11 protein-coding genes are annotated in these 14,700 nt (G+C 65.3%); 9 read left to right on the forward strand and 2 right to left on the reverse strand.

The genetic code is table 11. The annotated features are described in order from the left end of the window. Positions 1-206 precede the first annotated feature (206 nt). Both ABX298_RS21440 and ABX298_RS21445 read right to left on the reverse strand, forming a co-directional pair. Positions 207-1,558, reverse strand: a protein-coding gene (locus ABX298_RS21440; protein ID WP_237140941.1) for an IS3 family transposase whose coding sequence is annotated in 2 segments (ribosomal slippage) — positions 207-1,081 and positions 1,081-1,558 — 1,353 coding nt in all. Because the reading frame shifts where the segments join, the coding sequence is not laid out codon by codon here. Positions 1,559-1,688: 130 nt separating this feature from the next. Continuing rightward, positions 1,689-2,435 carry an enoyl-CoA hydratase-related protein gene (locus ABX298_RS21445; RefSeq protein ID WP_367393606.1) on the reverse strand — a complete coding sequence of 249 codons (747 nt, stop codon included), beginning with the start codon at positions 2,433-2,435 and terminating at the stop codon, positions 1,689-1,691. Between the two features lie 102 nt (positions 2,436-2,537). Between ABX298_RS21445 and ABX298_RS21450 the strand changes: the two genes are divergently transcribed. The 9 genes from ABX298_RS21450 to ABX298_RS21490 all read left to right on the forward strand — a co-directional run bounded on the left by ABX298_RS21450 (position 2,538) and on the right by ABX298_RS21490 (position 14,685). Continuing rightward, positions 2,538-3,182 (forward strand): TetR family transcriptional regulator C-terminal domain-containing protein, encoded by a 645-nt coding sequence (locus tag ABX298_RS21450; RefSeq protein ID WP_015270774.1) that lies wholly within the window; start codon positions 2,538-2,540, stop codon positions 3,180-3,182. 75 nt (positions 3,183-3,257) lie between these two features. Continuing rightward, complete coding sequence (locus ABX298_RS21455; RefSeq protein WP_012271826.1) at positions 3,258-3,974, forward strand: response regulator; 717 nt, start codon at positions 3,258-3,260, stop codon at positions 3,972-3,974. Then, the gene (locus ABX298_RS21460; protein WP_075044922.1) at positions 3,971-4,747 is read left to right on the forward strand and encodes an ABC transporter substrate-binding protein; all 777 of its coding nucleotides are present in this window, start codon (positions 3,971-3,973) and stop codon (positions 4,745-4,747) included. The genes ABX298_RS21455 and ABX298_RS21460 overlap by 4 nt, the downstream gene beginning before the upstream one ends. Beyond that, positions 4,744-6,996 (forward strand): ATP-binding protein, encoded by a 2,253-nt coding sequence (locus tag ABX298_RS21465; protein ID WP_367393607.1) that lies wholly within the window; start codon positions 4,744-4,746, stop codon positions 6,994-6,996. The genes ABX298_RS21460 and ABX298_RS21465 overlap by 4 nt, the downstream gene beginning before the upstream one ends. A 217-nt stretch (positions 6,997-7,213) precedes the next feature. Next, positions 7,214-8,620 carry an amino acid permease gene (locus tag ABX298_RS21470; RefSeq protein ID WP_075044924.1) on the forward strand — a complete coding sequence of 469 codons (1,407 nt, stop codon included), beginning with the start codon at positions 7,214-7,216 and terminating at the stop codon, positions 8,618-8,620. Positions 8,621-8,961: 341 nt separating this feature from the next. Further along, on the forward strand, positions 8,962-9,756 hold the full coding sequence (locus tag ABX298_RS21475) for an enoyl-CoA hydratase-related protein (RefSeq protein WP_317409121.1): 795 nt from the start codon (positions 8,962-8,964) through the stop codon (positions 9,754-9,756). Between the two features lie 33 nt (positions 9,757-9,789). Next, positions 9,790-10,950, forward strand: coding sequence for an acyl-CoA dehydrogenase family protein (locus tag ABX298_RS21480; protein WP_015270769.1), 1,161 nt, complete (start codon positions 9,790-9,792; stop codon positions 10,948-10,950). 17 nt (positions 10,951-10,967) lie between these two features. Continuing rightward, a complete protein-coding gene (locus ABX298_RS21485; protein WP_367393608.1) occupies positions 10,968-13,085 on the forward strand; it encodes an acetate--CoA ligase family protein in 2,118 nt (705 codons plus the stop codon). Further along, positions 13,078-14,685, forward strand: a complete 1,608-nt coding sequence (locus ABX298_RS21490; RefSeq protein ID WP_367393609.1) for a 5-guanidino-2-oxopentanoate decarboxylase — start codon at positions 13,078-13,080, stop codon at positions 14,683-14,685. Before ABX298_RS21485 ends, ABX298_RS21490 begins: the two co-directional genes overlap by 8 nt. Positions 14,686-14,700: the final 15 nt, after the last annotated feature.

Consider the following 14,700-nt stretch of genomic DNA (forward strand, 5'->3'; position numbering starts at 1 on the left):
TCGCTGTACCTGTGGGAGCGGCCTTGTGTCGCGAAAGGGCCGCAACGCGGCCCCAGGATTGATGCGCAATAGTTGAAATTGCTGGGGCTGCTTTGCAGCCCTTTCGCGACACAAGGCCGCTCCCACAGGGAATCGCGCCAACTTTTGGAATTTGGACAAGACAGTTGCTCCCACAGGTTGGACTGCCCCCGAAAAGTTGGACAGTTTTAGCCAGTGGCCTGAGTCCTGTAGCTGACAGGGCTCAGACCATTGAGTTTCAGCCTGATGCGGTCATGGTTGTAGTAATGGATGTACTCCTCCAGGCCCGCCTTCAGCTGTTCGACGCTTTCAAAGCGCTTCAGGTAGAAGAACTCTGACTTCAGTGTGCCGAAGAAGCTTTCCATCGCTGCATTATCCAGACAATTGCCCTTGCGAGACATGCTCTGCTTCACACCGCGCGCTGCGAGCTTATGGCGGTATTGGGGCTGCTGGTAATGCCATCCCTGATCTGAGTGGATCACTAGCTTGGGCTTTTCACCCAACCCATCGAGCGCCTTTTCCAGCATGTTCCCAACCAAGCCATAGGTAGGCCGGCAAGCTGTTTCATAGGCGATGATCTCACCGTTGTACAAGTCCATCACGGGCGACAGGTAGAGCTTTTGTTGGGCCACTTTGAACTCAGTGACATCGGTCACCCACTTCTGGTTGGGGCGTTGCGCGACGAAATTACGCTCAAGCAAATTCATGGCCACCTTGCCGACAATGCCGCGATAGGATCGATACTTCTTCGGGCGTACAACGGACTGCAAACCAAGCTCAGCCATCAACCGTTCAATGACCTTCTTGTTGACCAAGGTCCCCTGATTCCTGATGGCAAGGGCAATGCGGCGGTAGCCATACAGCCCTTTCTCCTCGTGATAGACACGCTGCACCAATTCCTTGAGCGAGGCGTGCCTGTCCGGCTTTTGCTGGCACTTGACCTGGTAATAAAAGGTACTGCGTGCCAACCCCACCATCTGCAAGAGGTCAGGCAGCGGATATTTATGTCTGAATTTGCAGACGATCAGGGCTTTTTCGTCCGTGTTCGCTCCTTCTCCTCTCGCAGAGCCTTTAACTCCTTTAGGACATCATTCTCCATGCGCAGATACTCGAGCTCGCTCAACAACTGCTCACGAGATTTCTCTGCGTCATTGGTGTCTGTCGGCTTGATGGGCTTAATTTTCTTCGGCACGGCTGATTTTCTTTGTTTGGCGAGAGTGGCTACAGGACTGCCACTGTAGTGCTGCCGCAGCCAAATGCCTATCTGTGAGGACTGTCCAAGGTCAAAGTGCGCCGCTGTTTGGCGCAGGGACAGGCGATGCTCAAGCATGTACTTGAGCACCCGCCGCTTGAATTCCTCGGTGTAGCGGCGACCATGCGAGCGAGGGCTGAGGCTGGCATCGGCTTGGTAGCCAGCAACCCAGCGCCGAAGCAGGCTGAAATCGATGCCAAAGTGTTGTGCCACCTTGCGAAAGCCCCGGCTGCCCTCTAGGTAAGCGGTGATAGCCGTGAGCTTGAACTGCTCTGTGTATTTACCCATAGATCCCCCAAGGGTTGGATTGGTGTCCAACTTCTTGGGGGCAGTCCAGGTACTGCACAAGGCTTGAGGTCGATGCAGTCGAGGTGGGAGCTGGCTTGCCGGCGATGGGCCGCAACGCGGCCCCTGGGTTTCAATCTTTGATCAACCCTCGCAACACCGCTCGCGCTTCTTCAGTGCGCAAGCACTCGATGAACAGCCGGGCTTCCCGCGCCACTGTCGCCTCAAGCTCGGCTCGTTGGCCGTCCTTGAGCAGCCGCTTGCTGATGCGCAGCGCCGCCTGCGGGTAGCCTTGCAACTGCCGCGCCAGGCGCCGGGCAGCAGCCAGGCACTGCTCACCGTCTTCATGCAGTTCATTGGCCAGCCCCCAGGCCACCATCCGTTCGCCATCAAGCAACTCGTTTGCCAGCAGCAGGCGAGCCGCCCGGGCATGGCCAAGCAAGCGCGGCAGCAGCAGGCTGGAACCAAACTCCTGGCACACGCCCAACGGCGCGAAAGGGATGCGCAGCTTGGTCGTACGGCTGACCAGCACCTGATCGCAATGCAACAGCAAGGTGGCACCAATACCGATCGCCGCACCACTGACCGCGGCAATCAGCGGTTTGTCCAGGCCCATCACCACCCGCATCAGGCGGAACACCGGGCTGTCCAGGTCGGCGGGCGGGTTGTCGAGGAAGTCGCGCAAGTCATTGCCGGCGGTAAAGCAGTGCGGCCCACCGGTGATGATGATGGCTTCGACATCAGGGTCTTCACCTGCCGCCAGCAGCAGGTCGCCCAGCTGTTGGTACATGGCGGTGTTCAAGGCGTTGAGCTTGTCGGGGCGGTTGAAGGCCAGGGTCAGCAGGCCCCGGTCCAGGTCGCGTGTGATCAGGTCGTTCATGGCAGCCGCTTTTGTTGTTGTGGGCATGGGTGCCAAGGGTTTATCACGCAGTCCGGCTTGTTGTACAGTCGTTCAGTCCAGCCCCTAGCCCGAGAGCCGACGATGAACCAGGAAGCCCGCTACCACCGCATGCTGCCGGAATTGCGCAAAGCCAACCTGGTCGAGGCGACCCTGGTATGCCTCAAGCGCCATGGCTTCCAGGGCGCGTCGATCCGCAAGATTTCGGCCGAGGCCGGGGTCTCGGTCGGGTTGATCAGCCATCACTACGCCGGCAAGGATGAGCTGGTGGCCGAAGCCTACATGGCGGTCACCGGCCGGGTGATGGGCCTGCTGCGCGAGGCCATGGCCCAGGCCGCGCCCAATGCCCGCGAACGGTTGTCGGCGTTCTTCCGCGCCTCGTTCTGCGCCGAGCTGCTCGACCCGCAATTGCTCGACGCCTGGCTGGCGTTCTGGGGCGCGGTGAAGACCGCCGACGCGATCAACCAGGTGCATGACCATTCCTATGGCGAATACCGCAATGAACTGAGCGGGCTGCTGGCCACGCTGGCCGGGGAGGAGGGCTGGCAGGGCTTCGATGCCGACCTGGCGGCCATCAGCCTGAGCGCCTTGCTCGATGGCCTGTGGCTGGAGTCGGGGCTCAACCCCGGTACATTCACCCCCGAGCAGGGCGTGCTGATCTGCGAGGCCTGGGTCGATGGCCTGCAGGCCGGTGGCCGGCGCCGCTTCAGCCTGCCGGAGGGCTGTTGATCGCCTGTTCAGTAACGAGTACGCTGCTGTCGCGAGTGTGTAGAACAAACCAATAAAAAAAAGAGACGACACGCAATGACGCCTCGGGTATTGATCGTCGATGACGATCCGCTTATTCGTGACTTGCTGCAGGCCTATCTGTCCCAGGAAGGCTATGACGTGCACTGCGCCGACACCGCGGAAAAGGCCGAAGCCCTGCTCGGCAGCCAGGATGTCGACCTGGTGCTGCTGGACATCCGCCTGCCCGGCAAGGACGGCCTCACCCTGACCCGCGAGCTGCGGGTACGTTCGGAGGTCGGCATCATCCTCATTACCGGCCGCAACGACGACATCGACCGTATCGTCGGCCTGGAATGCGGCGCCGACGACTACGTGATCAAGCCGCTCAACCCCCGCGAACTGGTATCCCGCGCCAAGAACCTGATCCGCCGCGTGCGCCATGCCCGCGAGGTGCACCCGGCGCCGGCCTGCGCGCAATCGCTGAAGCAGTTCGCCGACTGGGCGCTGGACACCGACCGCCGGCGCCTGATCGACGCCCGTGGCGGGCAAACCCTGCTGACCCATGGCGAGTTCCAGTTGCTCAGCGTGTTCCTGCGCAACAGCGGCCACACCCTCAGCCGCGACCAGTTGATGGACCAGATCCGCAACCGCGAGTGGGTGCCCAACGACCGCTCCATCGACGTGCTGGTCGGCCGCCTGCGGCGCAAGCTGCACGACGACCCGGCCGAGCCCCAGCTGATCATCACCATCCACGGCACCGGCTACCTGTTCACCGCCAGCGTGGCGGCATGACCCGCAGCGCCTGGGTGCTGGCCTTGGCATTGTTCGCCGTGCAAGCCAGTGCAAGGCAGCCGGTGCGCTATTGCGACTACCCGGTGTACCCGCCGATTTCCTGGAGTGACGGCCACCAGGTGCGTGGCCTGGCCCCCACCGTGGTGCGAGAGCTGTTCGCGCGCATGGGCTACGAAGTGCAGACCGTGGTGCTGGGCAACTGGAAGCGCTGCCTGATGGACGCTGCTGCCGGGCGGGTGGACGTGGTGCTGGCCTACAACAGCGACCAGCGTGACCAACGCATGCGCTTTTCCACGGTGCCGGTGGTGCGTGAGGAAGTGGCGGTGTTCTACAACCGCCTGCGGCCAGTGCAGTTCCAGCGCCTGGAGGACCTGGCCAGCTACCGTGGTGGCCTGCTGTACGGCGAAAGCTACGGCGCCGATTTCGACCGCTTCGTCGCCCGCCACCAGAACATCGAACGGGTGTCGTCCAGCCAGCAGAACTTCGGCAAGCTGATCCGTGGGCGCATCGACTACGTGATCCAGGAGCGGCGCACCGGCCAGCTGTTCATCGAAAACCTGCCTGGGGCGCAGGACATCCGCGTATTGCCCACGGCCCTGAGCGTGGACTACCTGCGCGTTGCGATATCACGGCAATCGCCCTTGAGCCAGCATATGGACGAAATCGACGCGCAGTTGCTGCGCATGAACCAGGCCGGCGAGATCGAGCGCTGGCTGGAGCAGAGCGAAGTGACCTACCGCGACATGGTCAACCTGCCGGCGGACTCCCGATGATCCGCCTGCGCACCGATGGCTTGCTGCGCCGCTTGCTGCTGTTCATCCTGCTGTTCAGCCTGTGCTTCACCGTGCTGGCCAGTTCGGTGCAGCTGTACTTCGAATACCGCCGCGAGATGCGCGATATCGAGGCGCGCATGGCGTTGATCCGCGCCGGTTACCTGGCCAGCCTGGAGCGCAGCCTGTGGGACCTGGACGAGGCACAGCTGGACGCACAACTGCGCGGCCTGGTGGACTTTTCCGATGTCGCCCGGGTGCGCCTGGTCAGCGACGATTTCCAGCTGCTGCGCGGCGCCGCCGAGCCCAAGGGGCCGCTGCGCATCGAACGCTTCCCCCTCGATTACCAGCCGCCCTCTGGGCCGGCCAGGCACCTGGGCGAGCTGGAAGTGAGCATCGACCTGGGCGCGGTGCACAGGCGGCTGTATGCCACTGGCCTTGCCAGCCTGCTGTGGATGGGCGTGTTCCTGTGTGGCCTGGCGGTGGCGCTGTCGGGGCTGTTCTACCGCCTGGTCACCCGCCACCTGCAAGTGATGGCCGAGTTCGCCCGGCGTATTGGCGCCGGCCAGTGGCAGGAACCGTTGCGCCTCGGGCGCCGCACCTCGACGCGCCCGGACGAGATCGACACCGTGGCCAATGCCCTGGATGACATGCGCCGCGCCATCCTCAGTGACATCGAGCGCCGCGAGCGCGACCGCCTGGCGTTGCAGGACAAGCGCGACGAACTGCAGGCCATGGTCGAGCGGCGCACCGCCAGCCTGGCCCGGGCCAAGGACGAGGCCGAAGCCGCCAACCTGGCCAAGTCACGCTTCCTGGCGACCATGAGCCATGAACTGCGCACACCGCTCAACGGCATTCTCGGCATGGCCGAGCTGCTGCGCGGCGGCCGGCTGGAGGCGGCCGACCGCCAGCGCGTCGAGGCCTTGTACAAGGCCGGCGAGGGGTTGCTGGCGATTCTCAACGAGGTGCTGTATTTCGCCCGCCTCGAGGAGGGCGAAAGCCGCGCCGAGCTGGTCGGTTTTTCGCTACGCCAGTTGTGTCAGGAAGTGCTGGCGCTGCTCGAACCCATGGCCCGGGACAATGGCGACGCCCTGCAGCTGCACATCGACGAGCAATTGGCCGAGTACCAGCACGGTGCCGAACAGTACCTGCGCCAGGTGCTCAGCAACCTGCTGGCCAACGCCATCAAGTTCACCGAACACGGCCAGGTGCGGCTTGCGGTGCAGGTACTGGCCAGTGACCAGGGCTCGCAGCGCGTGCGGGTGTCGGTCAGCGACAATGGCATCGGCATCGAGCCGGCTGTGCAGGCCAGGGTCTTCGACCGCTTCGTCCAGGCCAGCGAGGCGGTGGCCCGGCGCTACGGCGGCACCGGCCTGGGCCTGGCGATCTGCAAGCACCTGGTGGAAAAACTGGGGGGCTGCATTGGCCTGGACAGCGTGCAAGGGCAGGGTAGTTGCTTCTGGTTCGAACTCGACATGGCTCGCGCGCAGCCAGTGCAGGCCAACTCACCAGCCCCTTCGCCCCTGGCCAGCCTGGATATCCTGGTGGTCGAGGACGTGGCATTGAACCGCGAGGTGGCCGGTGGGTTGCTGCTGCGCGATGGCCACCGGGTGAGCTTTGCCGAGGACGCCGGGCAAGCCCTGCAGGCCTGCGCACAGCGGCGCTTCGACCTGATCCTGCTCGACGTGCACCTGCCCGGCATGAGCGGGGTGGAGCTGTGCCGGCAACTGCGTGCCACCCCCGGGCCGAACCGCCACAGCCGGATCCTGGCACTGACGGCTGGCGTGCAGCCGGGGCAAGTGCCGGGTTACCTGGATGCCGGCATGCAGGGAGTGCTGGCCAAGCCCCTGCGGCTGGACAACCTGCGCCGGGCGCTGGCCGAAGCGGCGCCCGCTGAAGTGGAGGGCGTCGACGCGACAATGGACTGGTCATTGCTGGACACCCACCGCTCGCTGCTGGGTGAACAGAAGCTGCAAGGCCTGTTGAAGGTGCTGCACCAGTCGCTGGAGCAGCACGCCACGGCGTTGGCCGAGGCGCTGCCGGCCCAGGACTTTACCGAAGTGCTGCACCTGGCCCACCGCCTGGCCGGCAGTTGCGACTCCCTGGGTTTTTCTGGCCTGGCTGCGTTGTTGCGACGCCTTGAGGACGCTGCCCGGCAGCATGACGAACAGGCATTGAAAGCGCTCGGCGCGCCGCTGGCCACCGAGCTTGCCCAGGCCCGCGCCACCCTGGAACAGCTGATCCAGAGCTGACGTACAAAAAACTTACGACTTTTTACATCTTCGATCCGTTCGTACAACGGCACCTTACATCCGTTTCCAATAATCCAAGGCAACCGTGTTGCACGCGGTCCATGAGGCTTATTGGAGACAAGAATAATGACATGCCGTAGCGCTCAGCCCCTCCTTCCTACCACACCGCGCGGCACCCCCGCGCGGCCTGGCACCAGCCGCAAAGGCGAGGTGCGCCATGACTGACAACCGCGAAAAGATCCAGCTCACCCGCGCGCTGAAAAGCCGGCACATCTTCATGCTGTCGCTGGGCGGGGTGATCGGCACCGGGCTGTTCATGGGTTCGGGCGTGACCATCAACCAGGGCGGCCCGATAGGCGCGATCCTGGCCTACCTGGTCGCGGGTTTGCTGATGTACCTGGTGATGGTCTGCCTGGGCGAGCTGTCGGTGCAGATGCCGGTGTCCGGTTCGTTCCAGGCCCACGCAACAAAGTTCATCGGCCCGGCCACCGGCTTCATGATCGGCTGGGTGTACTGGATGAGCTGGGCCACCACCGTGGGCCTGGAGTTCACCGCCGCCGGCATGCTGATGACCCGCTGGTTCCCCGAGGTGCCGATCTGGTATTGGTCGGCGCTGTTCGTGGTCGTGCTGTTCGGCCTCAACGCCCTGGCCACCCGTGCCTTCGGCGAGGCGGAGTACTGGTTCTCGGGGATCAAGGTGGCGACCATCCTCGGCTTCATCATCATCGGCCTGCTGGTGATCTTCGGCGCCATCCCGCTGAGCAGCGGGGCGCCGGCACCGATGCTGGACAACCTGATGGGCGAGTCGCTGTTCCCCCATGGCCTGTCGGCGGTGTTCGCGGTGATGATGACCGTGGTCTATGCCTTCCAGGGCTGTGAAATCATGGGGGTGGCGGCCGGCGAGACCGAGCACCCGGAAAAGAGCATCCCACGGGCCGTGCGCAACGTGGTGTTCCGCGTGCTGATCTTCTACGTGCTGGCGATTGCCGTGCTCTCGGCCATCGTGCCGTTCGAGCAGGCCGGGCTGATGGAAAGCCCGTTCGTGCAGGTGTTCGACATGGTCGGCATCCCCTTTGCCGCCGACCTGATGAACTTCGTCATCCTCACGGCCATCCTTTCGGTGGGCAACTCCGGGTTGTATGCCTCCACGCGCATCCTCTGGGCTATGTCGAAGAGCGGCATGGCGCCGAAAAGCCTGTCGCCGCTGAGCAAGCGTGGCGTGCCGTTGCGGGCGCTGAGCATCACCCTGTGCTTTGCGCTGATCTCGCTGATGACCAGTTTCGTTGCCGCCGACACCCTGTTCATGGTGTTGATGGCGGTGAGTGGCATGTCCGGCACCGTGACCTGGATCGTCATCGCCCTGGCGCAGTACCGCTTCCGCAAGGTCTACCTGCGTGAAGGTGGGCAACTGCAGGACCTGAAGTACAAGGCGCCGCTTTACCCGCTGGTGCCGCTGCTGTGCATCACCCTGTGCAGCTCGCTGTTCGTGTTCCTGGCGCTGGATGAAACCCAGCGGCCGTCGTTGTACTGGGGCTTTGGCTTCATTGCCCTGTGCTATGCGGCGTATTTCTTCGTCAACCGCCGTCGGCAGGGGGCTTTCGAGCCGAGCGTGCCGGGGGTCTGAGGTTTCAATCTCGGGGGCTGCTACGCAGCCCATCGCGACGCAAGGCCGCTCCCACAGGTACCGCGCAGACCTGAAGTCTGCGAATGACTTGTGGGAGCGGCCTTGTGTCGCGAAAGGGGCGCAAAGCGCCCCCAGCAATCCGTCAGTTGTACAAAGTTGTAACAACCACCTCCGATCTCAACCTTGGTAAAACAAATAAAACTAATAAAAACAACGACATATATCGTTTCCAAGCGTTGTTACAGCCCAATCCCCGCGCAATTGCCGCCTTGTTGAACACTCGTTTAGTATCTCCCTCATCAAGCCTTCTCAAACCATCACAACAATACCGAGGCCCCCCCATGACCACCCCGTCGTCGTCACTGTTGAGTAAGGTCGAAGCCGGCGTTGCCTGGATCACCCTCAACCGCCCCGAGCAGCGCAACGCGCTGGACATTCCCACCCTCAAGCAACTGCACGCCCTGCTGGAAACCTGCAACAGCGACCCGGCCGTGCGCGTGGTGGTGCTGACCGGCAGCGGGCGCAGCTTCTGCGCCGGTGCCGACCTGGCCGAATGGGCCGCGGCCGAGGCCCAGGGCACCCTGGAAAGCTACGGCTGGACCGAAACCGCCCACGCCCTGATGTTACGCCTGCACAGCCTCGACAAGCCCACCATCGCTGCCATCAATGGCACTGCCGTGGGCGGTGGCATGGACCTCAGCCTGTGCTGCGACCTGCGCATCGCCGCGGCCTCGGCGCGCTTCAAGGCCGGCTACACCAGCATGGGCTACAGCCCCGATGCCGGGGCCAGCTGGCACCTGCCACGGCTGATCGGCAGCGAGCAGGCCAAGCGCCTGTTGTTCCTCGATGAACTGTGGGGTGCCGAACGTGCCCTGGCGGCCGGGCTGGTCAGCGAAGTCTGCGCCGACGAGCAACTGCCCGCCGTGGCCGCCGAGCTGGCCGGGCGCCTGGCAAACGGCCCTACCTTCGCCTACGCGCAGACCAAGCGGCTGATCCGCGACGGCGCCCGGCGCACCTTGGCCGAGCAGCTGGAAGCCGAGCGCGAGGCCGGCCTGCTGTGCGGCCGCAGCCAGGACGGTGCCGAGGCGCTGCAAGCCTCGGTGGAACGCCGCGCCCCCCGTTTCACTGGCCAGTAACCCGATAACCGACCCTCACCAGGACCTTCGCAGATGAATTTCCAACTGACCCAAGAACAAGAAATGTTGGTGGAAGCGGTACGCAGCTTTGTCGCCAAGGAGCTGCTGCCCCATGAGGAGGCAGTGGACCGCGCCGATGCCGTGTCGCCCGAGCTGGCTGCGCAGATCCGCGGCAAGGCCATCGCCGCCGGGTTCTATGCCTTCAACATGCCCGAGGAGGTCGGCGGCGGTGGCCTGGACTATCTGTCCCAGGCGCTGATCGAGCGCGAACTGTCCAAGGTGTCCTGGGCCCTGCACGTGTTCGTCGCGCGGCCATCGAAAATCCTCATGGCCTGCAAGGACGAGCAGATCAACGACTACCTGTTGCCCTGCGTGCAGGGCGAGAAGATCGACTGCTTCGCCCTCACCGAGCCGGGCGCCGGCTCCGATGCCAACGCCATCAAGACCCGTGCCGTGCGCCAGGGTGACGACTTCGTCATCAACGGCAGCAAGCACTTCATCAGCCATGCCGGCCACGCCGATTTCGCCATCGTCTTCGCCGTCACCGACACCTACGAGCACAACGGGCGCAAGCGCAACGCGGTAACGGCCTTCCTGGTCGACCGGGGCACGCCGGGCATGACCATCCGCCGTGGCCCCAAGTGCGTGAGCAACCGTGGCTACCACACCTACGAGCTGTTCTTCGACGACTGCCGGGTGCCGGCCAGCAAGGTGCTGGGCGAGGTCGGCAAGGGCTGGGAGGTGGCCAACGCCTGGCTCACCGCCGGCCGGGTGATGGTCGCCGCCAACTGCGTGGGCCAGGCCCAGCGTGCCCTCGACCTGTCGCTGCAATGGGCCGCCGACCGCAAGCAGTTCGGCCAGGCCATCGGCAGCTACCAGGGGGTGTCGTTCAAGCTCGCCGACATGGCCACGCAGATTCGCGCTGCGGAAATGCTCACCCTGCACACCGCCTGGAAGATGGACCAGGGCAGCATGACCGACGGCGAGGCCGGCATGGCCAAGCTGTTCGCCAGCGAGGTGCTGGGCAAGGTTGCCGACGAAGCCGTGCAGATCTTCGGCGGCATGGGCCTGATGGATGAAGGCCCGGTCGAGCGCATCTGGCGCAACGCACGCATCGAGCGCATCTGGGAAGGCACCTCGGAAATCCAGCGGCACATCATCGCCCGCGAACTGCTGCGCCCGCTGCTGCGCTGAGCGCCAGGAGAACACCCATGTCGCATTCGATTCGTGACAACCTCAAGCGCCTGCTGGCCCCCCGGCACCTGGCCTTCGTCGGCGGGCGCAGCATGGCGCGGGCGCTCAAGCGCTGCGCCGAAGGTGGCTTTGGCGGCGAGCTGTGGCTGGTCAACCCGCAGCATGACAGCCTCGAAGGTATCCCCTGTGTGGCGCGGGTGGCCGACTTGCCCCATGCCCCGGACGCGGTGTTCATCGCTACCAACCGCGAACTGACCCTGCAGTGCGTTGCCGAGCTGGCCGCACGCGGCGCCGGTGGCGCCATCTGCTATGCCTCGGGCTTTGCCGAAAGCGGCGAAGAGGGCCGCCAGCTGCAGCAGCGCCTGCTCGCCGCCGCCGGCAACATGGCCTTGCTCGGCCCCAACTGCTACGGCCTGCTCGACTACCTGCACGGCGCTGCGTTGTGGCCGGTGGCCCATGGTGGCCAGCAGGTGGAGAAGGGCGTGGCGATCCTCACCCAGAGCGGCAACTTCGCCTACAACCTGTCGATGAGCGACCGTTCGCTGCCGGTGGCCTACATGGCCTCGGTCGGCAACCAGGCACAATTGGGCGTGGCCGAGCTGATGGACGTGCTGCTCGACGACCCACGGGTAACCGCCATCGGCCTGCATCTGGAAGGCTTGAAGAACGTGCCGGGTTTCGCCCGTGCCGCCTGCAAGGCATTGCAGCAGGGCACGCCGATCATTGCGTTGAAGACCGGCGTGTCGCAGATCGGCGCCGAACTGGCGCTCAGCCACACCAGCTCGCTGTCCGGCTCCGATGCCTTGTACGACAGCCTGTTCCAGCGCCTGGGCGTGATCCGCGTCAGTGGCCCGGTGAGCTTCGTTGAAACGCTCAAGGCCGCCGCCTGTGGCCGCCTGCCGGTGAATGGCGAGCTGATTGCCCTGGCTTGTTCCGGTGGCGATGCCGGCTTGATCGCCGACTATGCCGAGCGCAACCAGCTGGTCCTGCCGAAGCTTGCACAAGGGCAGGTGGCGCAGTTGGCCGAGGTGCTGCCGGCCTATGCCAACCTGGTCAACCCGCTGGATTTCACCACTGCCATCTGGGGTGATGCAGCGGCCCTGCAACGCATGCTCGACAGCACCCTGAGCGGCGCAGCCGACGCGGCCATGCTGGTGCTGGACTACCCGGCGGCCTTCACCGGCGAACGCAAGGAATGCGACCTGCTGCTGGCGCTGTACTGCGATGCGCTGGAGCGCCACGGCAAGATCGGCTTCGTCACCTCGGCATTCCCGGAGCTGTTGCCCGCCTGCGCGCGCGAGCGTTTGCACGCGCGTGGCATCGCCGCCCTGCAGGGCGTGGAGGATGGCCTGGCAGCCTGGGGCCGCATCGTCGCCTACCAGCGCAACCGCCAGCGGCTGCTGGAACAGGGTGAGGCCGCCCGGGTGCCGCTGTGCCCGCAGGCTCTTGGGGGTGAGGGCCAGCTGCTGGACGAATGGCAATCCAAGCAAGCCCTGCGTGCCTTCGGCCTGCCGGTACCGGCAGGGGTGCTGAGCACACCCGAGCGCGCTGTGGCAGATGCCGCCCGTGTCGGTTACCCGCTGGTACTGAAGGCGGTCAGCGCGCAACTGCCGCACAAGACCGAAGCCGGTGCAGTGGCGCTGAACCTGCGCGATGCCGCCGCCCTCGAGGTTGCGCTGGTGCAGATGCGCCAGCGCATCGCCGCCTACGCCCCGCAGGTAGCGTTCGACCAGGTGCTGCTCGAACCGATGGCCGAGCCGCCGCTGGCCGAACTGATCGTCGGCATCAAGCGCGAGCACGACTTCGCCTTGGCCCTGGTGATCGGTGCCGGTGGCGTGCTGGTCGAGTTGCTCAAGGACAGCGTCAGCCTGTTGCTGCCGACCACCGACGCTGCCATCCGCAGCGCGCTGCTCAGCCTGCGCAGCGCCAGCCTGCTGCAAGGCTTCCGTGGCCGCCCGGCCGCCGACCTCGACGCACTGGTTGCGGCTATCCGCGCGGTGGCCGACTACGCCTGCGAAAACGCCGGGCAACTGCTGGAGCTTGATGTGAACCCATTGATGGTCGGTGCCCACGGCACCACCGCGGTCGACGCGCTGATCCGCCTCGGCCAGGCGCAAGGAGAACGACATGAATAAGCACACCCCGACCGCCGGCCAGGCGTTGGTGCGCCTGCTGGCCAACTACGGCGTGGAGACGGTATTCGGCATCCCCGGCGTGCACACCCTGGAGCTGTACCGCGGCCTGCCGGGCAGCGGCATCCGCCACGTGCTGACCCGCCACGAGCAGGGCGCCGGCTTCATGGCCGACGGCTATGCACGGGTAAGCGGAAAGCCGGGGGTGTGCTTCGTCATCACCGGCCCGGGCGTGACCAATGCCGCCACCGCCATCGGCCAGGCCTACGCCGACTCCATCCCGATGCTGGTGATTTCCAGCGTCAACCACACGGCCAGCCTGGGCAAGGGCTGGGGCTGCCTGCACGAAACCCAGGACCAACGCGCCATGACCGCGCCGATTACCGCGTTCTCTGCCGTGGCCCTGCGCGGCGACGACCTGCCCGAGCTGATCGCTCGTGCCTGGGCCGTGTTCGACAGCGAACGGCCGCGCCCGGTGCACATCTCGGTGCCGCTGGATGTACTGGCCGCGCCGGTCAGCCGTGACTGGAGCGCTGAGGTGGTGCGCCGCCCCGGGCGTGGCCGGCCGTGCCGCGACAGCCTCGACCAGGCCGCCGTGAAGCTGGCCGCCGCCAAGCGGCCGATGATCATTGCCGGTGGTGGGGCATTGCACGCGGCCGAGCAGCTGCAGCAGCTGAGCACCCGGCTGGCAGCGCCATTGTTCACCAGCGTGGCCGGCAAGGGCCTGCTGCCAGCGGACGCGCCACTGAATGCCGGCGCCAGCCTGTGCGTCGAGCCCGGCTGGCAGCTGATCAGCCAGGCCGACGTGGTACTGGCAGTGGGTACCGAAATGGCCGACACCGACTTCTGGCGCGAGCGCCTGCCGATCAGCGGCGAGCTGCTGCGCGTGGACATAGACCCGCGCAAGTTCAACGACTTCTACCCCTGTGCCATCGCCCTGCACGGTGATGCCCGGCAAACCCTGGCCGGCCTGCTCGAGCACCTGCCAGCGCTGGACCGTGACCCGGCCCAGGCCAGCGAAGCAGTGGCCAACCTGCGCCAGGCCATTCGCAGCGGGCATGCGCCGCTGCAGGCCGTGCACCAGGCAATCCTCGACCGCATTGCCGCCGTGCTGCCCGACGATGCCTTCATCAGCAGCGACATGACCCAGCTGGCCTACACCGGCAACTACGCCTTCGCCAGCCGGGCGCCGCGCAGCTGGCTGCACCCCACCGGCTACGGCACCCTCGGCTACGGGCTGCCGGCCGGCATCGGCGGCATGTTCGCCAGCGACCACCGCCCAGGCCTGGTGCTGGTGGGCGACGGCGGCTTCCTCTACACCGCCCAGGAACTGGCCACGGCAGTCGAGGAGCTGGACCGACCGTTGGTCGTGCTGTTGTGGAACAATGACGCCCTTGGCCAGATCCGTGACGACATGCTCGACCTGGACATCGAGCCGGTCGGCGTACTGCCGCGCAATCCGGACTTCATCGGCCTGGCCCGTGCCTTTGGTTGCACGGTGCGCCAACCGCGTGACCTGGATGCGCTGCAGGCCGATCTGGCCAGCGGTTTCGCCACCCCCGGCGTCACCTTCATCGAACTCAAACACACCTGCGTCTGCTAAGCGGCAGACACCACG

This window comes from Pseudomonas sp. X4 (genome assembly GCF_040784925.1).
Lineage (GTDB): Bacteria > Pseudomonadota > Gammaproteobacteria > Pseudomonadales > Pseudomonadaceae > Aquipseudomonas > Aquipseudomonas putida_Z.